Raw genomic sequence first — 20472 nt, forward strand, 5'->3', positions numbered from 1 at the left:
TCCTCGAGCGCAGCGGTCAGTTGCCCAGCTTGAGGCCGTTCTTGTCCCGAACACTGCCGGTCAGCATCATGATGCCGTCGACCAGCGCCCAGATGGCGACACCGAAGATGATGACGAACCCGATCAGGAAGATCGCGGTGATGTAGCCGAGGATCGTCAGGCCGAGTTGAATCGCGCCGGTGGTGTTGTCGCCGATGTAGAAGCGGCCGACGCCCAGGCTGCCCAGGAAGATCTGCAGCAGGCCGGCAACCAGCTTCGACTTGTCGGACAGCGGTTCGCCGGTGGCCGGGTCGCGGCCATAGGGAGCAGTGGGGTCGGGAGCGCCGCCGTAGCCGTAACCGGGCGCCGCGGGATACCCGCCCTGCGGAGCCCCGTACTGCTGGGGTGCGCCGTACTGCTGCGGTGCCCCGAACTGCTGGCCACCGTACTGCTGGTCACCGTACTGCTGGGGTGCCCCGTACTGCTGGTTCCCGTATTGCTGGTCGCCGTATTGCTGGTCGCCGTATTGCTGGTCGCCGTATTGCTGGTCGCCGTATTGCTGGTCGCCGTATTGCTGGCTCCCGTACTGCTGGTCGCCGTACTGGGGATTGCCGACGCCGGGCTGCGAGGGCCCCGCGGTGCCGAACTCCGAACCCACCGGCTGCTGGCCGGGGTCGGTGCCGTACGACGGCGAGGCGTCGGCCGGTGGCTGCTTGACGAACGGGTCGTGGGGCTTGTCGCCCGGGTTGTCTGGTGTGGTCATCGGGTGGTCCTCCTCGTGACTGGATGGAGCGGCGTGCTCATCTCGAACGTGCGGGCGGCTCAGGCGACGGTGGCCAGTTCGCGTGCGTAGTACACGCGACCGGACACATCGCTCATCGTCCAGGGCGACGTGGCGGGGATGTTGGTGACGTGCATCGCGCCGCCCGCGCCCCGGACCCGTACCTGGATGAAGCCCGTTGTGCGCCGTTCTTTCATCAGCAAGAACAGCAGACTCAGAAAGCAGATCAGAAAGAACCCGACGAGCGCCAGCACCAGGCCCGTCTGCGACATCTGTTCGGAGGACACGGACATGTCGGTGACCTCCCACTGCGAACCCGCGAGCGGGAACGTGCCCGACGGCGTGATCACGTAGTGCTGGGTGCACGTGATGTCACCGATGACCACGAGCGGCGGCTCGGGTAATGCTGCGGCACCCGCGTCGAAGAACGGCCCGGGCGGCGCGTAACCCATGCCGGGGCCCGGGAATTGGGCGGGAGCGGGCACGAAGCCGGGACTGGAGTCGTAGGCGTTCGGCTGATGCGGCAACGGACGGGTGCCGTCATTGCCATTCCCCGGGTACGTCATCCCGCAATGGTGGCATACGAGTGTGTGTTTCGGGTCAGGTGGCGTTGCGCTCGTCTCCGAAGGCCTCGAGCACCTCGTCGACGGTCTCGTCGTCGCCGACGAACTGCTCCGGATGGGCGCCCTCGGACATCAGATGCCGCCAGTTGAGCGGATCGAATTCCACCGGCGCGTGGCGCGCGATGAAGTCGATGACGATCCGGCAGAACCGTTCGGGGTCGTCGTGGAACGGGAAATGTCCTGAGCCGGAGAAGGTCTCGAACTCCGAGTGTGGGATCGCCGAGTGCGCCAGTTCGCCGTGGTGATGGGGGATCACGATGTCCCGGTCGCCCCACACGAGCAGGACCGGCAGGCGTTCGGTGAGGTAGCAGCGGTCGAGCATCGTGACGGACTGGCCGCGCCAGTCGACGACGGCGCGCAGGGTGCGGAGGAAGGCGGCCGACGCGGTGGGGTCGGCGAGCCCACCGAGGACCCGCATGAGGTCCTCGTGGTCGGCCAGTAGATGTTCGGGCGTGGCCGAGGACGGGAACAGGGGCGGCACCGGCGCGGCGACGATCGCTTTCGCGAGCGTCGTGAGACCAGGGATCACGCCGGGGACGCGGAGTACCGACAGCACCTGCGGGACGACGGGCAGCGAGAACAACCGCAGGGCGGGGTTGACGTCGCGGGTGACCCCGCCGGCCGCGACCAGCACCAGGCGCTCGACGAAGCGCGGGAACTGATAGCAGAACTGCATCGCGACGCCGCCGCCCAGGGAGTGGCCGACGACCGTCACCTTGCTGATCCCCAGGACGACGAGGAGGTCGCGCATGCCGTTGGCGAAGGCCGGCACCGAGTAGTCGGCGCGTGGCTTGTCCGATTCCCCGTGGCCGAGCAGGTCGGGTGCGATGACGGTGTAGTGCTGCGCGAGGATCGGGATGACCTCGTCCCACGTCGACGAGTTGTCACCGATGCCGTGGATGAGCAGCAGCGCCGGACCGCTGCCGGCGATCCGGTAGGCGCGCCGGTAGCCGTGGATGGTGTGGTACTCGATGCGGACGTCGGTGTCGGAGACCGGACGCAGCGTCGGACCGGACGTCGTGGTCGGGGACGGATCCCGGTGCTTGGTGGGCACTGTCTCTCCCCTCGGTGTCGCTCGGGCGGTGTCGGTCGCGTCCTCGCGACGGAGCGGTGGATGGCAACGGGCGTTGTCCCGCTAGTCGTCGAGTAAACCGCATCACCGGTCGTCGTGCGCGTCGGGTGCCGGGGTGCCGGCCGGACCTGGGTTGCCGGGATCTGAATGGTTGCCGACGCTTTGCCACGTCGCGACGGTCACCGGGCCCCGGCGGGTCGCTGCGCCACTAGTGTTGGATTCGATGAACCCCTTCGACATCGAGTCCTTCGTGGCCACCGGTGGCCTCATCGGACTCTGCGTGCTGATCTTCGTGGAGACCGGCATCCTGGTCGGGTTCATCTTTCCCGGCGACTCGGTGCTCTTCACCGCCGGCGTGTTCGCTGCGCAACCCGATCCCTTCGCACCGCTGTGGCTGTTGTGCCTGGCTGTGCCGCTGGCGGCGATCATCGGCGACCAGTGCGGCTACTTCATCGGCCGCCGTGTGGGGCGCGGGGTGGTCGAGGGCAAACTGATGCGCACCATCGGACCCGAGTATCTCGCCAAGACGAACCACTACTTCGACCGCTTCGGGCCGCTCACCGTGTTCTTCGGCCGGTTCATCGGGATCGTCCGCACCCTGACCCCGCTGGTCGCCGGCTTCAGCGGCATGCCACATCGGACGTTCACCCTGTTCAGTGTGCTCGGCAGTTTCACCTGGGCGGCCGGGATCATCCTGCTCGGCTACTTCCTCGGCAACATCCCGGTCATCCGCGACAACATCGAGATCTTCATCATCGCCTCCGTGTGCACGATCGTCATACCGACGTTCATCCACTTCGGTCGGCGCTGGCGGATCGCGCGCCGGGATCGGCGCGCCGAGACGCCTTGAGGCGAACCGCCGGTCCCTGATCCGAAAGAACAACAAAATCGCTGGTCTGAGGGGTGCAAGCGACGCCCTCCCTCTGCTCCCCTGAGGAGCGCCCGGAGCTCGCGGAAAGGCGCGACCAACCGCCGCTCCCTGAGGAGCGCCCGGAGCCTGCGGAAAGGCGCGACCAACCCACGCTCCCTGAGGAGCGCCCGGAGCCTGCGGAAAGGCGCGACCAACCACCGGTCCCTGAGGAGCGCCCGGAGCCTGCGGAGGGCGCGTCACGAAGGGTCGGCCCCGCGTCTCACCAGGTCCCGTCGGCCGCCCCCCCGGGATCAGGGGTCGGTCAGCGGAGGAACGGCTCTTCTCGTTGTCCGGGACCACCCGAGAAATCGTCGGCGATGGTCGCGGCGAGTTCGACGAACGACCGCTTCGTCGGCTTCGACATCAGTTCGAGGTCGACGTCCGCGCCTTCGGCGAGATGGTCGTCGAACGGGATCTTGTGCACGGCGCGGCACCGCGTGAGGAAGTGCTGACCCAGCTGGTCGGTGTCGATGGTCGACGACCCGGGTCGCGACGAACTCAGGACGACCACGGCGCGCGAGACGAGGGGTCCGAAACCGTGCGCCTCCAGCCAGTCCAGGGTCGCGCCGGCGCTGCGTGCGCCGTCGAGAGCCGGGGAACTGACGAGGGTGATCGTGTTCGCGAGGTCGAGGACCCCGTTCATCGCCGAGTGGCTCAGACCGGTGCCGCAGTCGGTGATGATGATGTTGTAGAAGCGCTGCAGCACGGTGATGACGCCGCGGTACTCCTCCTCGTTGAACGCCTCGGCCATCGCCGGATCTCGTTCGGAGGCAAGGACTTCGAGGCGACTCGGGGCCTGCGACGTGTGGGCCCGGACGTCTGAGTAGCGGTAGACGTTCTCATCGGCGAGCAGGTCGCGGACGGTCGACCGGGTCTGCTGCGGAATGCGCTGTGCGAGCGTACCGAGGTCGGGATTGGCGTCGACGGCGATCACGCGGTCGCCCCGCAGGGAGGCGAACGTCGAGCCGAGGCCGACGGTGGTCGTCGTCTTGCCGACTCCGCCCTTCAGCGACAACACGGCGATCCGATAGTCGCCCCGGACCGGCCGGTTCACCCGTTCGAGCAGCTGCTGGTATTCGATGTCGCCCTGCGACTCACCGGGATTGATCGCGCCGGCCGACAGCGTGTGCACCGCACGACGCCAGCCGCGACTCGGTGCGCGACGGGCCTTTCGGATGAGGGCCACCTCGTCGAGCGAGGGGCCTCCCGACGGTGGCCCGTACCCGTGCTGCATCGGCTGCCCGGGAAAGGCGGGGGCGGGACCGGGGCCCATCGGAGCGGGGCCCGCGTACGGCGGAGGTTGATGGCCGGCGACCGGAGTCGGTGGCATCCCCGGCTGGGCGGACCACGCGGGAGCGGACTGGGGAGCCGGCGGGGCGGGCGGCACGATCTGCGGCGAGGCGGGGTGCGGCGGCATTCCGGATGACGGTGCCGGGCCGGTGACGTGCCCGGGTCCGAGGTTGTGGGGTCCGAAGTGGTCCGGCCCCGGGACGGGAGGGGCCTGCGGCGGCCACGGGGGAGCGACCGGGTTCTCGGCCGGTGAGATCTCGGGACGCGACTCCGGCGGAGCGGGCCCGTCGTGAGGATGCGGACCGGCGGGCGTGGGCCCGGGGCGGTCGGCGGCGCCGGCATGGTCGGCGGGCGGACGGACGGCGGCGGGATGGTCGGGCGGTGGCGCGGACCGGTTTTCGAAGTCCGGCCGCGGGGGCATCGTCTCGCGGGCCGGTGATGCGCTGTCCGGGCGTGCGGACGGTCCCCGGGGTGCGGGCGCCGCGGGTGCTGCTGCCGGCGGCTGTTGTGGAGCGGCGGTCGGCGGGGCGAACTGCAGCCAGGGCGGCGGCGCCGGGGCGTCGGTATCAGGGCTGCCGGGCCCGGTTCCGTCCGGTCTCGTCGGGTTCTCGTACGTCATCGGGGAATCCTCTGGTCAAGCGGCCGGGCGCCGATCGCGTTGCGGCGAGTTCGGCGAGGCGTGCAGCGATCCACCCCGTTTTGTCGATCGACCCCGGCTGCGTCCTGCGGCAGTCTACCCAAGGTCCTCGACCTGGTCCGGACGACGTCCACAGGGCCGTCTCGAGGACACGCGTTCGGCATAGTGCATCTCTGGTGTGGTGGGGCCGAACCGAGTATGGCACTATGCAGGCACTCAACACATGTGCGCAGCGGGGTGCGCGGTTCCTCACGGATCCGTATGTGGGAGGTCTGGTTCCGTCGAACGAAAATTCGATGGAACCGGAAGGGGCCCCGGCTGCGTCATATTCGGCGTGAAGGGGGTGCAGCTTTCCATGACCTACTCCGACGATCCTCGGGATCTCGTCGACGGTGATCCCGACGACCCGTGGGCGGTGTTGCACGAGTTCGTGACCGCGCGGTCCCGATCCGGCGGTCTCGGCGTCCGGACCACCGCGCAAGGTCTTCCGGTGGCGGTTCGTATCGAGGCGTCCGAACTCGACAAGGATCCGGCTCTGCTCGCCAGCGACATCCTCCGACTCTGTCAGCAGGCGGCGATGTCCGCCGGTATCCGGCTCCGCGAGAACCTGCTCGCCGCCGGCATCGACCGAGACCTCGTGCAGGAGATGCAGTTGCCCCGCCCGGACGATCTCGCACGAGCCGAATGGCGCGACGACGAGGAAGCCGACGCGCCCGCGTCGTGGTTGCAGCGATGACCTGGGGGATGGACGAACTCGAGGCGCGCGCGCAACGGCAGCTCGACGGCCTGCACGGGTTTCAGGAGAAGCTACGCGCGATCTCGGTCCGGGAGACGTCGTCCGACGGGCTGGTCACCGCCGAGGTGGACGGCAAAGGCGCGCTCATCGACCTCGAATTCGCATACGGCGCCAACGAACTCGGCGCGAGCCGGCTGGCCGACCAGGTCGTGACGACCGCCGCGCTGGCCGCACAGAAGGTCTACGCCCGGATCGCCGCGGTGACCGAGGAGTTCAACGAGTCGTTCGGCGACATCCTGGCCGCTCGTCCGGCCGAATGACGGACCCGGCCGACATGACACCGATCTATCAGACTGACACCCACGAGGGGGTTCGAGAATGACGAACGTCAAGGTGACGCCGGAGGTGCTCGAGGGCTTCGCCGCCACGAACGCCGCGATGGCGACCGCCGTCGGCACCGCCGGGTCGATCGACGCCGCGGCCAACACCGCGGCGATGGTCCCCGTCTTCGGGCTCATCGGGCAGGAGTTCCTCGCCGCGTTCATCGCTGCGCAGGCCAGTCACCTCATGTCGGTGGGGCAGCTCGCGGCCGTCCATGCCGCCACCGCGGCGTCGACTGCGGCGGGTCTCGCCGAGTTCGAGGGCACCGATGCCGCCAGTGCCGCAGCCATCCGTTCGGTGCTGTGACGGTTCCACCGCTACCGGGCATCCCGGATGTGCCTGCCCTGAATCACATGACGGTGCAGGAGATGATCGAGGCGACCCCGCTCGGCCCTATCCTCGACCGCACGGTCGCCGACGTCCTGGGCGGACTGGGTCTGCCTCCGCTGCCGGTGCTGCCCCCGTTGCCGCCGATGCCGGGACTGCCACCGCTGCAGCCACCGAACCTGGACATGTTCATCAAACCGATGACCGACCTGCTGGGCGGTTTCGGCACCGGTGACCTCTCGGGTGGCGGCTTCGACCCGACCGTCATCTTCGAGAGCCTCACCAAGGTGCTCGAGACGTCGATGACGATGGGGCAGAGCGCACTCAAACTCGCCGACCAGCTGTGGGCAGGGCAGGGCGCGGTGAGCGCCGGCGCCAAGACCGCCGAGGCGGGGGCGAACAGTTCGGCTCTGGCCACGCAGGGGTCGGGGATCTCGTTGGATACCAAGACGGCGGCCGCGATCGTGGCAAAGGGACTCGCAGTCGTGCAGGGGATCATCGCGGCGACGGTCGCGAAGATCACCGGCTTCGCGGTACCGATGATGATGGGACCGGCGGTCGGCGCAGGCTTCGCAGCTGCGGCCGGGTTCGCCTCCGTCGGACTGTCGCAGGCGACCGCCGCGGTCGCGGTGACCCGGGCCGAACTACTCGGCCCGACGACGGCGATGGCCGTGAACGGTGCCCCGGTCGCCGTCACCGGTGCACCCACCGCGGGCGCGGGACAATCGCCGTTCACGCTGGCCAGTTCGATCCTCGACGTCGTGTCGCCGGCGATGTCGACGGCCACCGAACTGCCCACCTCGCTGATGCAACCGATCAGCAAGATGCTGAATGTCGAACACGGTTCTCCCGCCGTCGTCCCGGCTGCGCTGTCGCCGAAGTCGAAGGGCGCGGGCGGCGGTGGTGGTGGCGGGGGAGGAGGCGGTGGCGGTGGCATCGCAGGCGTGGGCGGAATAGCGACGCCGCTGGGCGCTTCGCGGCCGACCGTCCCGACGAACTTTAACCTCGGCGAACCCGCGCTCGGTGCATCGACGACCGCCAGGCCTGTGACGGCGCCTGCCGCGATGCCGATGGGTGGCGCACCGATGGGCGGTGCCCCGATGGGTGCCGCGGGCGCGCGGGGCGCGGGCGCCGCGGACGACCAGCACTCGGTACCCGACTATCTCGTCACCGAGGACAACGGCCGTCGCGTGGTCGGTGAGTCGCCCGAGGTCGCGCCAGCGGTCATCGGCCATGAGGAAGCCGCAGAACCCGATCCCAGCCCGGACATCGAACTGCGACTGGGCGTGCCCGGTCCGAAACGAAACGAGGAAGTATGAGCAACTCGCAACTCCGCGTCGAACCCGCCGAACTGGTCTCGGCGGCAAGCGACCTCGACCGGATCGCCGATCGCCTGGAGCACGCGCTCACCGCCGCCGGTCGGGCGTTGCCCGTGGCCGCGCAGGGTCGCGATGAGGTCTCGACCGCAGCTGCCGAGAGTTTCACGACGGTGGCCGAGAAGTTCGAAACCGACGCGGCGACGGGAGTTCTGGAGATGCGGAAGATCGCCGCCGTACTCCGCGCGCAGGCCGCCGGCTTCATCGAGGGCGATGCCGAGGCGTCGGACGCCTTCCGGGTGGCGCTGTAGCAGAGCGCGAACCGCCTGCGTAGCAACATCATTCCGCTCACACATCCACAATCCGCCGGCATCGAAGGGAGGCGCTCGTGATCGGCTTCACCGGAGTCAACTGGGACACCCGCCCGACCGAACAGCTCGCCGCCGACCTCGGCGCCGGTCCCGGGCCCGCGCCGCTGGCGGAAGCTGGCCTGGCCTGGGCCGCTCTCGCCGCGGAGGTCGGGGAAGCCGGTGTCGAGTACGCCGCCGTGCTGGCACGCCTGGGGGCACATTGGCAGTCCGCCCACACCAGTGCGGCTTTCGAGAAGCTGACCCGGCTGGCCCCGTGGTTCGCCGAAGTCGCGACCGAGGCGGCCGAGAATGCCACACGCGCCGAAGCCCAGGCCGCGGCGATCACGGTCGCGCGGTTGAACATGCCCGACCTCGCCGAGGTCGACGTCGTCGAGAAACTGCACGAGATCGCAACCACCGCCACCGCGGTCGCACCGATCATCGCCGGTGCGGCCGCCCAGGCCGAGCGTGCGGTCGCGCACCAGCGAATGCGGGCTGCCCGTGTGATGCAGACGTACGAGAATGCCACCGAACCTGTTGCCGCGCCGTGGGAATCGGCGAAACCCGCACCGGGACTCGTGTCCGGTGACGCGCTCGCTGCCGAGCAGGCGGCGGCGGCCCGCGCGGCCGCGCCACCTCCGACCCCGGCGCCGGCCGCGCCTCTGGGTGCGGCGATGCCCGCGGGCATCGGGGGAGTGTTCCTGCCGCCGCCCGAGAAGCTGAAGTACGCACCGACGATCGTCGCGAGCGGACCATCGCAGGTCGCCGCCGCGACGTCCGGCGGCGGTCCGGGGACGTCGGCCCCCGGCATCGGCCCCGGCGTACCGCCGCCGGTGGCTCCGGGTGTCGCCACGGCGGACCGCGGTTCGGTCGTCCGCACCGTCGGCGCCGATGCCGCCGAACTGGACTCGTCCGACCCTCCGTCCTCGGTGGCGACCGAATCCACGGAACAGTCGACCTGGGCCGAGCTGGCCACGTCAGATCGCCCTGCTGCGCATTATGTCTCGGCGCCAGACGGGCATGGTAGTCCCGACGTCGATCCGCGCTATCTGTCGGAGACGCTGATGCTCGGCAATCCGGGTGAACGCCGATGATGCCGATCACGCACGACGCCGGGATGACGTTCGACGCCGCAGTCCTGTGCCGGCTCGGCGAACGTTTCGGAGTCCAGACCTGGCCGGTCGTCCTCGATCTCGAGAACGCCGCCGTGGAGTCCGGCGCCGGCACCGAATCAGCCCAGGCCGACCCCGACGCGGTGATCGCGGCGCTCGAACTCGTCGAGCACGGTGAGCCCACACCGTGGGCGTCGACGGTGCTACGGGTGCTGGCGCAACCGCAGCGTGAGATCGAGATCCGCTCCTACATTGACGACGCGGTTCGCCGAATTTGTGTGGCGCGCAACGGCCACGACCACGTACTCGTGACGCGGACGGGCCGTCGCGTCGACGTCACGGTCGTCGATGTCGCCGACGTCGAGGCTCTTGCCGCGGTCGTGCGGGCTCAGTTCGACGCTCTCGAATCCGGTGCGGCGCCAGCTGAATTCACGGCCTTCTCGGCTCCGTCCGACGAGGTCGTCGACCGGCTCGGCCGTTGTCGGGCCGGCATCGAGACGACCGACGCCCTGCACGCGCTCGGCGCCGCACCGGCCGATGCCGTCGTCGTCTCGGCAGGGTTCGCGTCGTGCCTGACGCGCACCGAGATCGTCGCCTCGATGAACGAGGACGGACGATTCGCTCAATCTTCTGGAGCTGTCGCGATTTTCGACACCGAACGGGGTCGAATCGTGTCCAGTCCCAGCAAGTCCCCGGACGGTCGGGTGTGGACCACCTTTTCGCCGGGAACGGGTCATCGAATCGCACAGGCGGTCAGCCTGTTGATAGAGACCCTGCCCGACGGGAAATGGATGCCATGATCCGCATCGGGGGATTCCGCGGAACAGACCGCCGCGGGAATCAACTGTCAGGGGTATCTGTGTCACGGATACCAACGGGGGCATCGCCAAACGGTGCCGTTACACAGGAGGAGCACTCATGCTGAACTTGCCCGGAGCAGGCGGCGGCGCCGGCGTCACCGTGAACGTCGCGGACGGACAGGCCACCGCAGCCAAGGTCGGCAGTCTCGTCGAGGACATGAAGACTGTCATCAACCAGATCGCCCAGCACGCCGGAAACGCCACACCCACGTGGCAGGGCTCGGCCGGTGTCGCGTTCGACGGCACGCATACCGACTGGAACAAGGCCGCGCTGACCATGAACCAGCTGCTGGAGCAGATCAAGACCCAGCTCACCAACGGCTTCGCCGGCTACGAGGACCAGGACGCGGCTGCCGCGCGCGGACTCAACACCAGCGTCTGACACCGGTCCGCATCCCGAACCTCACGTTCTGCGAAAGGAACCCACCATGAACGGCTCCATCAATTACGACTTCGCCGCTCTCGGCGATCTCAGCGGCGGCCTCCGGGCTGCCTTCACCCGGCTCGAGGACCTGAACTCGCAGCTCAAGGCGCAGGTCGCCGCCCTTGACGGGAACTGGAACTCCCAGCAGGCCAAGGCCGCCTACGTCGACGCGCAGGGTGCCTTCGATCGGATCTTCACCCAGTCCCGTGACTCGCTGACCGCGCTGGAGCAGGGTGTCAGCAACGCCAGCCGCGTCATGCAGGACACCGACGCAGCGATCGGAACGGGTTTCCGCGGTCTCGTCTGACCGCCGACCGATACGTAGCCCGACGTCAGGACGGGGACCCCACGACCGTGCGCCGGGGTCCCCGTTCGCGTTCGGGCGCGCCGTCTGCCAACGCCCGCGGGAGTCCCGCTTCGTGCGATAGCGTCGACGTCTACAGACCTCGCGGCACCCGTGCCCCGAGGGCGCAGATCTCGACGAGGAGGTAAGCGGTGGCATCTGCCAAGACCGTCGGAGGTGGTCGGGAGCAGTTCACCCGGAACTCCGGCTTCATCTTCGCCGCAATCGGTTCCGCAGTGGGCCTCGGCAACATCTGGCGCTTCCCGGGCGTCGCGTACGAGAGCGGCGGTGGCGCGTTCCTCATCCCGTATCTGGTCGCCCTGCTGACCGCGGGCATTCCCGTGCTGTTCCTGGACTACGCGGTCGGGCACCGCTTCCGCGGCACCGCACCGTTGTCGTTCCGGCGCATCAAGAAGCCGGTCGAGACGCTCGGCTGGTTCCAGACCGGTCTGCTGTTCGTCATCGGCGTCTACTACGCGGCGGTCATCGCGTGGGCGGCCAGTTACTTCGTCTTCTCGTTCAACCAGAGCTGGGGCGACGACCCGGCGACCTTCTTCACGCAGGACTACCTCCAGGTCGGTGATCCGGGTGTCTCGACGACCATCGTCGGCGGCGTCGCACTGCCCCTGGTCATCGTGTGGCTCGCGGTGCTGGCCGTCCTGGCGCTCGGTGTCGCGAACGGCATCGAGAAGGTCAACATCGTGTTCATCCCGTTGCTGTTCATCGGGTTCACCGGTCTGGTGATCCGGGCGATCACCCTGCCCGGCGCCGCCGACGGGCTTAACGCCCTCTTCACCCCGCAGTGGGCCGCTCTGAAGGACCTCGACGTGTGGATCGCGGCCTACAGCCAGATCTTCTTCTCGTTGTCGATCGCGTTCGGCATCATGATCGCCTATGCGTCGTTCCAGCGACGCAGGGCCAACATGACCAGCTCGGGTCTGGTCGTCGCGTTCGCCAACTCCTCGTTCGAGATCCTCGCCGGCATCGGCGTGTTCTCGGCGCTCGGATTCCTGGCCTACCAGCAGCAGGTGGCCGTCTCGGATCTCGAGGGCCTGACCGGTCCGATCCTGTCCTTCGTCACGTTCCCGGCAGTCATCTCGGAGATGCCGGGCGCCGCGTTCTTCGGGGCCTTGTTCTTCGGCTCGCTCGTGATCGCGGGCTTCACCTCGCTCATCTCGCTGATGATCGGTGTGTCCGGTGCGCTCCAGGACAAGTGGGGCATCAGCCGCACCAAGGCGGCGGTCGGCGTCTCCGGCATCTGTGGCCTGATCTCGATCGCCCTGTTCTCCACGACCTCGGGCCTGATCGCCCTCGACACGGTGGACATGTTCGCCAACAACGTCGGCGTCGTCGCGTCGGCGATCATGATGACGGTCATCCTCATCTGGGTGCTCCGCCGCGGAGACATGCTGCGCCAGCACCTGAACGCCGTCTCGACGTTCAAGGTCGGCAAGATCTGGCTGGCGCTCGTCGGGGTCGTGGCGCCGATCTTCCTCACGATCATGCTGGTGCAGAAGGTGTGGTCGGTCATCGACGAGGGATACGAGGGATACCCGACGTGGTACCTCGGCGTCTTCGGCTGGGGCACGATCGCGCTGGTCGTCGTGGCTGCGGTGCTGCTCACCCTGCCGTCCTGGAAGGGCCGGGATCAACCGGACTTCCTACCGTGGCCACCGCTGGCCGACACCGGCCGCACTTCCGGCCCGTCCACGAAGGAGACCGTCCGATGAGCGGTATCGCCATCGTCATGCTCATCGTGTCGATCACCATCGTGTGGGGTGGGCTCGTCGCGAGCATCGTGTTCCTTCGTCGTCGGCCCGAGGTGGAGGACTTGGCAGAGGATCCGGACATGGTCCGGGAGGACGCCGACCGCGCGGCCCGGCCCCACCCCTCGCGCGACACCTGAGGCCCCGGAGCACCTGCCCCTCGGAACCGCCCGGTCGTTCGGTTAGCCTGGATCGAACGCATTCGCGCCCGCATCGACGGGCGCCCGACGCGAACGACAAGGGGATCAAGTGACGACTGCTCAGGACGAGCTGAAGGCCGACAGCCGCAACGGGATCGACTACAAGGTGGCCGACCTGTCCCTCGCGGACTTCGGCCGCAAGGAGATCGAGCTCGCCGAGCACGAGATGCCCGGACTCATGGCGCTTCGACGCGAATACGCGGACGTGTTGCCGCTCAAGGGAGCTCGTATCTCCGGCTCGCTGCACATGACCGTGCAGACCGCGGTCCTCATCGAGACCCTCACCGCGCTCGGCGCCGAGGTGCGATGGGCGTCGTGCAACATCTTCTCCACCCAGGATCACGCGGCCGCGGCGATCGTCGTCGGGCCCAACGGCACGCCGGACGAGCCGAAGGGTGTGCCGGTCTTCGCCTGGAAGGGCGAGACCCTGGAGGAGTACTGGTGGGCGGCCGAGGAGATGCTCACCTGGCCCGGTGAACCGGCCAACATGATCCTTGACGACGGTGGCGACGCCACGATGCTGGTGCTCCGCGGCGCCGAGTTCGAGAAGGCCGGCGTGGTCCCGCCCGCGGAGGACGATCACCCCGCCGAGTACAAGGTGTTCCTCGAACTGCTGCGCAACCGGTTCGAGACGGACAAGGGCAAGTGGACCGCGATCGCCGAGTCGGTCCAGGGCGTCACCGAGGAGACCACCACCGGTGTGCTGCGGCTGTACCAGTTCGCCGCCGCCGGCGACCTCGCGTTCCCGGCGATCAACGTCAACGACTCGGTCACCAAGTCGAAGTTCGACAACAAGTACGGGACCCGCCACTCGCTGATCGACGGCATCAACCGCGGCACCGATGTCCTCATCGGCGGCAAGAAGGTGCTGATCTGCGGCTACGGCGACGTGGRCAAGGGATGCGCGGAGTCGCTGGCCGGCCAGGGCGCCCGCGTCCAGGTCACCGAGATCGACCCGATCAACGCGCTGCAGGCGCTGATGGACGGCTTCGACGTCGTCACCGTCGAGGACGCGATCGGCAACGCCGACATCGTCATCACCTCGACCGGCAACCTAGGCATCATCACCCTCGAGCACATGCGGGCGATGAAGCACCAGGCGATCCTGGGCAACATCGGCCACTTCGACAACGAGATCGACATGGCCGGCCTCGAGCGGTCGGGTGCCAAGCGCATCACCGTCAAGCCGCAGGTCGACCAGTGGATCTTCGAGAACGGCAAGTCGATCATCGTGCTCTCCGAAGGCCGTCTGCTCAACCTCGGCAACGCGACCGGTCACCCCTCGTTCGTCATGAGCAACAGCTTCTCGAACCAGGTCATCGCGCAGATCGAACTCTGGACGAAGAACGACGAGTACGACAACGAGGTCTACCGCCTGCCCAAGCACCTCGACGAGAAGGTGGCCCGCATCCACGTGGAGGCGCTCGGCGGCAAGCTCACCAAGCTCACCAAGGAGCAGGCCGAGTACATCAACGTCGATGTCGAGGGGCCGTACAAGCCCGAGCACTACCGCTACTGATCGGTCGGCAGAGACAAGGAGCCCCACCTCGGTGGGGCTCCTTGTCTATGACCGGGGGTTCGAAAGCCGGGTCCCCGAAGTCAGGTCCCCGAGGTCAGGTCCCGATGTCGGGTTCGGCGTCGGGGCAGTAGATCCACGAACCCTCCTCCTTGAGGAAGCGCTCGTTCGACTTCTCCGATGCCGTTCTCTCCGTGCCCTTCTCGAGGTGGGACACGACCTCGGACTGGGCGACGTTCCCGTCGAAGACCGTGTCGAGGAAGCCGTCGAGAACGATGTCTCCGCCGTCGGCAGGGGGTACGCCGGTGATCCGGTCGCGGGACTGGGTGCAGACCGCGGCGCGCATGCGCGCGACGTCGCGCTCGTTGCGGGCGGTGATGTAGGCGAGCAACGCCGCCCGGATCTCGGAGAGGGCGGTGTAGTCGGTCGATCCCGGCTCCGACCCGCTCTCGCTCGGCGACGGGTCGTCGGAGGCGGAGGTCGGGCCCGACGTCGCGCTCGACGAACCGGCGACCACCGTGTCGTCCGACGACGATCTGGTCACCACCACCGTGAGGACCAGGGCGATCACCGCGACGACCGCGACGCCGCCGAGCACCCAGGCGACGATCACCCCGGTGTTGCCACGCGGCGGCGGGCCGGGCGGACCCCCGAAGCCGGGGGTCCCGGGCCCGGAGGGACCGTACTGTCCCGGGGCGAACGGGGGGCGGCCGTACGGGGCGGGCGGAGGGCCGTATCCCGCCGGGCGTTGCGGACCGGGTACTGGTTGCCGACCCGGGCCGTACTGCTGACCGGGACCCTGTTGACCGGGGCCCTGCCTGCCGGGACCCGGCGGGCCCGAACCGTGAGGACCCGGGCCCGGCCGGCCGGGGCCCGGGGGACCGTACGGCGGCGGTCCACCACCTGGTGGCGGTGGCTGATAGGTCATGAAACGCCCTTCAGAATCGGTGGTCCCAGGCTATCGAAAGGGCGCCGCGAGGTCATCGGACGCGTCATTCGGTCGGTGCTGTCCGGTCGGTACGGAGCTCGTCGGCCAGGCCTGCGACATCCTCACCGTCGAACAGGTGCCAGGGCGACATCCAGGCGTCCTCGGCGAGTTCGCGGTAGACGGCGTCGACCCGGCGCTGCAGGGCGTCGTCGCGTTCGTAGGCGTCCCGGGCTCGCGCCGCGTCCTGGTCGGCGCGCGATGCCGCACGCTGCATCGCGACCTCCGGTGACACCCCGAGCAGGACATGGCGATCGGGGACCGGCATGTCGAATCGGCCGAACTCCAGGTCGACGACCCACCGCACCATCTCACCGCCGGCGCCCTGCTCCAGACGTGCGGCGTTGTAGGCGGCGTTGGACGCGACATAGCGGTCCAGGATCACGATGTCGTGGGCTTCGGTGGCGGCGTGGATGTCCTCGACCGCTCCGGCCCGGTCGAGCGCGAACAGCAGTGCCATCGCGTACACGCTGTCGCGTAGGTCACCGTGCGAACCGTGGAGCGCTTCGGCCGCGATGTCGGCGGTCGCCGACCGGCCGTAGCGGGGGAAGGTGAACGTCGCGACCCGGAGTCCGGCCGCTGACCATCGGTCGATCAGACCGGTGACCAAGGTGTTCTTGCCGGCGCCGTCGAGTCCTTCCACGGCTATCAATTGACCCACGCCGGGGAGTCTAGGTGGTTAAACCAAACGGGTCAGAACGTCCGTCCCGGCGCGTCGATCACCACGGTTTCATCACGGTGATGTCACCATTGACAACATGAAACCCCGCATCCTCGTCGTCGACGACGACGCCGCACTCGCCGAGATGCTGACGATCGTGTTGCGCGGCGAGGGTTTCGAGCCCTTCGTGGTGGGCGACGGCACACAGGCTCTGACTGCGGTCCGGGAGATCCGTCCCGATCTGGTGCTTCTCGACCTCATGCTGCCCGGCATGAACGGCATCGACGTCTGCCGTGTGCTGCGTGCCGATTCGGGTGTGCCCATCGTGATGCTGACGGCGAAGTCCGACACCGTCGATGTGGTGCTGGGCCTGGAATCCGGCGCCGATGACTACATGGTCAAACCGTTCAAGCCGAAGGAGCTGGTCGCCCGGGTGCGTGCGCGCCTGCGCCGGACCGACGAGGAACCGGCCGAGCTGCTGTCGATCGGCCCGGTGGAGATCGACGTGCCCGCCCACAAGGTCACCCGCGATGGCGTGCCGATCTCGCTGACCCCGCTCGAGTTCGACCTGCTCGTCGCGCTCGCGCGCAAGCCCCGTCAGGTGTTCACCCGCGATGTCCTCCTCGAACAGGTGTGGGGATACCGGCACCCGGCGGACACTAGACTCGTCAACGTGCATGTCCAGCGGTTACGCGCCAAGGTCGAAACCGACCCGGAGAATCCCGAGGTCGTCCTGACGGTGAGGGGGGTCGGCTACAAGGCCGGCCCGCCGTGATCGGTCGATCTCGACGACGGGTCAACAGCACTCTCGGACGCTTCACCCGCACCGCCGGCGCTGTCGGACGTGCCTTCGGGCACATCTGGCGGCGCTCGCTGCAGTTGCGGGTCGTGGTGTCCACGTTGGTGCTGTCGGTCGTCGTTCTCCTCATTCTCGGCTTCGTCCTCGTCACCCAGATCACCGACCGGTTGCTCGACGTCAAGCTGGCGGCGGCGACCGAGGAGATCGATCGCGCCCGCATCTCGGTGGAGCGCGATCTGTCGAGCGGCGCGGGCAACATGTCCGTCCAGAACCGTTTGCGTCAGACGCGGTCCCTGCTCACCGACCGGGACGCCGACACCGGGCAGGCGTCGGGTGCCGTCGGTGCCTTCGACACCGTCCTGCTGGTACCGGGCGGCTCCGACAACGGGGTCGCGAGCGGCGTCGGGCCGACGGCCGAGGTGCCGTCGAACCTGCGGGACATGGTCCGCGGCGGTCAGGTGGCCTACCAGTACACCCAGGTCCCCGACGGGACGGGGGGTCGGGCGCCGGCGCTGATCGTCGGCAGTCCCACGAACGCCTCGGTGCCCGGCCTCGAGTTGTACCTGGTGTTCCCGTTGACCGCGGAACAGAACACGCTCGACCTCGTCCGCGGCACGCTGCTGACGGGCAGCATCGTGCTACTCGGTCTGCTGGCCGCGATCGCGTGGCTCGTGTCGCGTCAGGTCGTCATCCCGGTGCGGTCGGCGTCGCGGATCGCGGTGCGGTTCGCCGACGGCCGACTGAAGGAGCGAATGCCGGTCCGCGGTGAGGACGACATGGCCCGGCTCGCGATGTCCTTCAACGACATGGCCGAGAGCCTGTCCAAGCAGATCACCCATCTCGAGGAGTTCGGCGGACTGCAGCGGCAGTTCACCTCCGACGTCAGCCACGAACTGCGTACACCGCTGACCACCGTGCGGATGGCCTCCGACGTGCTCTACGAGGGCCGCGAGGATCTCGACCCGGTCCGCAAGCGGTCGGTGGAATTGCTGGACAAGGAACTCGACCGCTTCGAGACGTTGCTCAACGAGCTCCTGGAGATCTCGCGTCACGACGCCGGCATGGCCGAACTGGCCGCCGAGCGGATGGACATGGCCATCCCGATCGACGGTGCCCTGGCCACCGTCGGTCACCTCGCCGAGGAGACCGGCACCGAGCTCGTCCTCGATCTCCCGGCCGAACCCGTCCTGGCCGAGATCGATCCGCGTCGCGTCGAACGCATCCTGCGGAACCTGCTCGCCAACGCCATCGATCACGGCGAACGGAAACCGGTGACGCTCACCATGCGTTCGGATGGTGACGCGGTGGCCATCACCGTGCGCGATCAGGGCATCGGACTGCGGCCGGGGGAGGAGAAGCTGGTGTTCAACCGGTTCTGGCGATCCGACCCGTCGCGATTCCGGCGTTCGGGTGGTACCGGCCTCGGCCTGGCCATCAGCATCGAGGACGCCCGCCTGCACCAGGGGCGCCTCGAGGCGTGGGGTGAACCGGGCAAGGGCGCGTGCTTCCGGTTGACGTTGCCGCTCGTGCGCGGGCACAAGGTCCTCGGTTCGCCGCTGCCCCTGAAATCGGTGGGCACCCTGCAGCGCACATCCGCGCCCAGGACGGGTGGGCGCGCCGCGGGCCCGGGAGCGGGTGCCGAATGACGCGGTCATCCCGGTCCGGCCGCGCCGTCCTGGCGCTGGCGCTCGGCATCGCGGCGCTGCTGCTGGTCACCGCTTGCGGGGCGATCCCCAACGACTCGTCTCCCCAGCCGATCAAATCGTTCGAACGGGAGGGCGCGACCAACGCCGTCCCGGTGCCCCAGGCCGACATGGATCCCGAGGCCCTGGTGCGGGCCTTCCTCAAGTCCACCGTCGATCCCGACTCGGCGCATCGCTCGGCGCGCGCCTTCCTGACCTCGGTCGCCTCGCAGCAGTGGGACGACCGCGGCGACGCGCTGATCGTCGACGAGATCAACACCTTCGTCGACCAACGCAACGAGGACTCGGTGCGGATGCGGCTCATCGGCGACAACGTCGGGACCCTCAAGTCCGACGGTCAGCTGCTGCCGGCCTCGGGACGGGTCGAGACCAGCATCAGCCTCACCCGCTCGGGAGACCAGTGGCGCATCGACGGGCCCCTGCCGAACGGCACGATGATCGACCGGGACCAGTTCGACAGCACCTACCGGCCGGTCTCGCTGTACTACAGCGACCGCACCGGGCGCCGGCTCGTCCCCGACCCGCGCTGGCTCTACGCGGGACAGGCGACCGACCCGACCGTGCTGGTGAACCGGTTAATCGCGGGACCCGCGTCGGACCTCGCGGCGGCAGTGGACAGCGGCTTCCCCAACGGAGCCGCACTGCGGGGTCCGGTCGTCGGCCTCGCCGGGGGCGGCGTACGTGTGGATCTCGACGGCATCGGGAGCTCCCCCGCGCGGGATCGCAACCTGCTGGCGGCGCAGATCATCTGGACGCTCGACGGCGCCGACATATCCGGGCCCTACGTCATCGACGCCGACGGCGCGCCGCTGGCGGCCGAACGCGCCTCCGGATGGCAGACCACCGACGTGCGGGCCTTCGATCCGAACTCTGTGCCGACCACCGATGTCGGGCTCAACATCGTCACGGGCGGCGCGTTGCGGGCGGTGACCGACACCGCGACCGTGCCGGTGCAGGGGCCGCTCGGGTCGGCGCGCGATCTGCGGTCGGCGACCATCTCCGACAACGGGGCGCGGGTGGCCGCGGTCCGGAGTCTGTCCGGACCCGAGCGCAGGCTCGAACTGGCGATCGGCGACTACGGCGGGGACGTCGGACCGATCGTCGGCGGGTCGTCGATCACCCGGCCGTCGTTCGGCTCCGACGAGAACACCGTGTGGGTCGTCGTCGACGGCAAACCGATCCAATGGCAACGCGACGACGACGGTACCGCCACCGTGCCCGTCGAGGCTTCGGCGATCCCGACGGTCGCGCGAGGCGCGATCACCGAGATGCAGGTGGCCCCGGACGGTGTGCGCACCGCACTGGTGGTCGGCGGACAGATCGTCTTCGCGGTGCTGTCGACCAACACCGAGGGCCAGGTCTCGCTGACCAGCCCGCGGATCGCGGCCTACAACATCGGCAACCGCGCGGTCTCGGTGGACTGGGCGTCGCCGACGACGCTGATGATCGCGCGCGAGGCACCCGAGTCGCCGGTCGTGCAACTGTCGATCGACGGCACCCCGGCGGTTGGCCTGCTGAGCGGCAACGTGTCACCGCCGGTGCGGGCGGTCGTCGCCAACGCCTCGACGATCTACGTGGGCGATCAGCGCGGTGTGCTGCGACTCGGCAGCAGCAACGGCCAACCCGACCAGTACTGGACCGAGGTCGAGCCGGCGATGATCGAGGGCGCGATCCCGGTCCTGCCCTGAAATCCGAGCCGCT

At 68.8% G+C, this 20472-nt stretch carries 22 protein-coding genes; 16 read left to right on the forward strand and 6 right to left on the reverse strand.

Annotation, left to right across the window (positions count from 1 at the left end; translation table 11 throughout):
- Window positions 1–16 precede the first annotated feature (16 nt).
- The 3 genes from A9310_RS18200 to A9310_RS18210 are packed head-to-tail and all read right to left on the reverse strand — an operon-like array spanning window position 17 to window position 2437.
- Window positions 17–742, reverse strand: a complete 726-nt coding sequence (locus A9310_RS18200; protein ID WP_065631831.1) for a TM2 domain-containing protein — start codon at window positions 740–742, stop codon at window positions 17–19.
- Between the two features lie 59 nt (window positions 743–801).
- The gene (locus A9310_RS18205; RefSeq protein ID WP_065631832.1) at window positions 802–1326 is read right to left on the reverse strand and encodes a hypothetical protein; all 525 of its coding nucleotides are present in this window, start codon (window positions 1324–1326) and stop codon (window positions 802–804) included.
- 34 nt (window positions 1327–1360) lie between these two features.
- Complete coding sequence (locus A9310_RS18210) at window positions 1361–2437, reverse strand: alpha/beta fold hydrolase (RefSeq protein WP_065631833.1); 1077 nt, start codon at window positions 2435–2437, stop codon at window positions 1361–1363.
- 241 nt (window positions 2438–2678) lie between these two features.
- On the opposite strand from A9310_RS18210, the gene A9310_RS18215 reads away from it, so the two are divergent.
- On the forward strand, window positions 2679–3305 hold the full coding sequence (locus A9310_RS18215) for a DedA family protein (protein ID WP_065631897.1): 627 nt from the start codon (window positions 2679–2681) through the stop codon (window positions 3303–3305).
- A gap of 322 nt (window positions 3306–3627) precedes the next feature.
- Here the strand turns inward: A9310_RS18215 and A9310_RS18220 are convergent, their stop codons facing one another.
- Complete coding sequence (locus tag A9310_RS18220) at window positions 3628–5274, reverse strand: MinD/ParA family protein (RefSeq protein WP_065631834.1); 1647 nt, start codon at window positions 5272–5274, stop codon at window positions 3628–3630.
- A 373-nt stretch (window positions 5275–5647) separates the two neighbouring features.
- On the opposite strand from A9310_RS18220, the gene A9310_RS18225 reads away from it, so the two are divergent.
- The 12 genes from A9310_RS18225 (at window position 5648) to ahcY (ending at window position 14626) form a co-directional block, all read left to right on the forward strand.
- Window positions 5648–6028, forward strand: coding sequence for a hypothetical protein (locus tag A9310_RS18225; protein WP_065631835.1), 381 nt, complete (start codon window positions 5648–5650; stop codon window positions 6026–6028).
- 8 nt (window positions 6029–6036) lie between these two features.
- Entirely contained in the window at window positions 6037–6348 is a 312-nt protein-coding gene (locus A9310_RS18230) for a YbaB/EbfC family nucleoid-associated protein (protein WP_065631898.1), read from the forward strand.
- 58 nt (window positions 6349–6406) lie between these two features.
- A complete protein-coding gene (locus tag A9310_RS18235) occupies window positions 6407–6715 on the forward strand; it encodes a type VII secretion target (RefSeq protein WP_058251955.1) in 309 nt (102 codons plus the stop codon).
- A 47-nt stretch (window positions 6716–6762) separates the two neighbouring features.
- Window positions 6763–8055: a hypothetical protein gene (locus tag A9310_RS18240; protein ID WP_254661297.1), complete on the forward strand. Its 1293-nt coding sequence runs from the start codon at window positions 6763–6765 to the stop codon at window positions 8053–8055.
- A complete protein-coding gene (locus A9310_RS18245; protein WP_065631837.1) occupies window positions 8052–8363 on the forward strand; it encodes a PE family protein in 312 nt (103 codons plus the stop codon). Before A9310_RS18240 ends, A9310_RS18245 begins: the two co-directional genes overlap by 4 nt.
- 77 nt (window positions 8364–8440) lie before the next feature.
- Window positions 8441–9496 carry a PPE domain-containing protein gene (locus tag A9310_RS18250; RefSeq protein WP_065631838.1) on the forward strand — a complete coding sequence of 352 codons (1056 nt, stop codon included), beginning with the start codon at window positions 8441–8443 and terminating at the stop codon, window positions 9494–9496.
- A complete protein-coding gene (locus tag A9310_RS18255) occupies window positions 9493–10314 on the forward strand; it encodes an ESX secretion-associated protein EspG (RefSeq protein ID WP_065631839.1) in 822 nt (273 codons plus the stop codon). Before A9310_RS18250 ends, A9310_RS18255 begins: the two co-directional genes overlap by 4 nt.
- Before the next feature lie 118 nt (window positions 10315–10432).
- Window positions 10433–10756: a WXG100 family type VII secretion target gene (locus tag A9310_RS18260; RefSeq protein ID WP_065631840.1), complete on the forward strand. Its 324-nt coding sequence runs from the start codon at window positions 10433–10435 to the stop codon at window positions 10754–10756.
- A 46-nt stretch (window positions 10757–10802) separates the two neighbouring features.
- Window positions 10803–11105, forward strand: coding sequence for a WXG100 family type VII secretion target (locus tag A9310_RS18265; protein ID WP_058251950.1), 303 nt, complete (start codon window positions 10803–10805; stop codon window positions 11103–11105).
- A 188-nt stretch (window positions 11106–11293) separates the two neighbouring features.
- Complete coding sequence (locus A9310_RS18270) at window positions 11294–12871, forward strand: sodium-dependent transporter (RefSeq protein ID WP_065631841.1); 1578 nt, start codon at window positions 11294–11296, stop codon at window positions 12869–12871.
- Window positions 12868–13047: a methionine/alanine import family NSS transporter small subunit gene (locus A9310_RS18275; RefSeq protein ID WP_065631842.1), complete on the forward strand. Its 180-nt coding sequence runs from the start codon at window positions 12868–12870 to the stop codon at window positions 13045–13047. Before A9310_RS18270 ends, A9310_RS18275 begins: the two co-directional genes overlap by 4 nt.
- A gap of 109 nt (window positions 13048–13156) precedes the next feature.
- Window positions 13157–14626 carry an adenosylhomocysteinase gene (ahcY, locus tag A9310_RS18280; protein WP_065631843.1) on the forward strand — a complete coding sequence of 490 codons (1470 nt, stop codon included), beginning with the start codon at window positions 13157–13159 and terminating at the stop codon, window positions 14624–14626.
- Window positions 14627–14720: 94 nt separating this feature from the next.
- Here ahcY and A9310_RS26410 read toward each other — a convergent pair whose 3' ends face one another.
- Window positions 14721–15236: a hypothetical protein gene (locus A9310_RS26410; RefSeq protein WP_139104678.1), complete on the reverse strand. Its 516-nt coding sequence runs from the start codon at window positions 15234–15236 to the stop codon at window positions 14721–14723.
- A 379-nt stretch (window positions 15237–15615) separates the two neighbouring features.
- Window positions 15616–16269, reverse strand: a complete 654-nt coding sequence (locus A9310_RS18290) for a dTMP kinase (RefSeq protein ID WP_065631845.1) — start codon at window positions 16267–16269, stop codon at window positions 15616–15618.
- Between the two features lie 88 nt (window positions 16270–16357).
- Here A9310_RS18290 and mtrA point away from each other — a divergent pair, with 88 nt between their 5' ends.
- The 3 genes from mtrA to lpqB are packed head-to-tail and all read left to right on the forward strand — an operon-like array spanning window position 16358 to window position 20459.
- The gene (gene mtrA / locus A9310_RS18295; RefSeq protein WP_091344371.1) at window positions 16358–17044 is read left to right on the forward strand and encodes an MtrAB system response regulator MtrA; all 687 of its coding nucleotides are present in this window, start codon (window positions 16358–16360) and stop codon (window positions 17042–17044) included.
- Window positions 17041–18714 (forward strand): MtrAB system histidine kinase MtrB, encoded by a 1674-nt coding sequence (gene mtrB, locus A9310_RS18300; protein WP_058251944.1) that lies wholly within the window; start codon window positions 17041–17043, stop codon window positions 18712–18714. Before mtrA ends, mtrB begins: the two co-directional genes overlap by 4 nt.
- Window positions 18711–20459 (forward strand): MtrAB system accessory lipoprotein LpqB, encoded by a 1749-nt coding sequence (gene lpqB / locus A9310_RS18305; RefSeq protein ID WP_065631846.1) that lies wholly within the window; start codon window positions 18711–18713, stop codon window positions 20457–20459. Before mtrB ends, lpqB begins: the two co-directional genes overlap by 4 nt.
- Window positions 20460–20472 lie beyond the last annotated feature (13 nt).

The organism is Gordonia sp. UCD-TK1, assembly GCF_001691435.1.
GTDB lineage: Bacteria > Actinomycetota > Actinomycetes > Mycobacteriales > Mycobacteriaceae > Gordonia > Gordonia hongkongensis.

What these genes read in the sequence shown, in the direction of transcription:
- A9310_RS18220 (WP_065631834.1), bottom strand. Translation starts at nt 5,274, where the DNA reads ATGACGTACGAGAACCCGACGAGACCGGACGGAACCGGGCCCGGCAGC.
- A9310_RS18215 (WP_065631897.1), top strand. Translation starts at nt 2,679, where the DNA reads ATGAACCCCTTCGACATCGAGTCCTTCGTGGCCACCGGTGGCCTCATC.
- A9310_RS18240 (WP_254661297.1), top strand. Translation starts at nt 6,763, where the DNA reads ATGACGGTGCAGGAGATGATCGAGGCGACCCCGCTCGGCCCTATCCTC.
- A9310_RS18245 (WP_065631837.1), top strand. Translation starts at nt 8,052, where the DNA reads ATGAGCAACTCGCAACTCCGCGTCGAACCCGCCGAACTGGTCTCGGCG.
- A9310_RS18200 (WP_065631831.1), bottom strand. Translation starts at nt 742, where the DNA reads ATGACCACACCAGACAACCCGGGCGACAAGCCCCACGACCCGTTCGTC.
- A9310_RS18275 (WP_065631842.1), top strand. Translation starts at nt 12,868, where the DNA reads ATGAGCGGTATCGCCATCGTCATGCTCATCGTGTCGATCACCATCGTG.
- A9310_RS18260 (WP_065631840.1), top strand. Translation starts at nt 10,433, where the DNA reads ATGCTGAACTTGCCCGGAGCAGGCGGCGGCGCCGGCGTCACCGTGAAC.
- A9310_RS18265 (WP_058251950.1), top strand. Translation starts at nt 10,803, where the DNA reads ATGAACGGCTCCATCAATTACGACTTCGCCGCTCTCGGCGATCTCAGC.
- A9310_RS18230 (WP_065631898.1), top strand. Translation starts at nt 6,037, where the DNA reads ATGGACGAACTCGAGGCGCGCGCGCAACGGCAGCTCGACGGCCTGCAC.
- A9310_RS18235 (WP_058251955.1), top strand. Translation starts at nt 6,407, where the DNA reads ATGACGAACGTCAAGGTGACGCCGGAGGTGCTCGAGGGCTTCGCCGCC.
- A9310_RS18255 (WP_065631839.1), top strand. Translation starts at nt 9,493, where the DNA reads ATGATGCCGATCACGCACGACGCCGGGATGACGTTCGACGCCGCAGTC.
- A9310_RS18225 (WP_065631835.1), top strand. Translation starts at nt 5,648, where the DNA reads ATGACCTACTCCGACGATCCTCGGGATCTCGTCGACGGTGATCCCGAC.
- lpqB (WP_065631846.1), top strand. Translation starts at nt 18,711, where the DNA reads ATGACGCGGTCATCCCGGTCCGGCCGCGCCGTCCTGGCGCTGGCGCTC.
- A9310_RS18205 (WP_065631832.1), bottom strand. Translation starts at nt 1,326, where the DNA reads ATGACGTACCCGGGGAATGGCAATGACGGCACCCGTCCGTTGCCGCAT.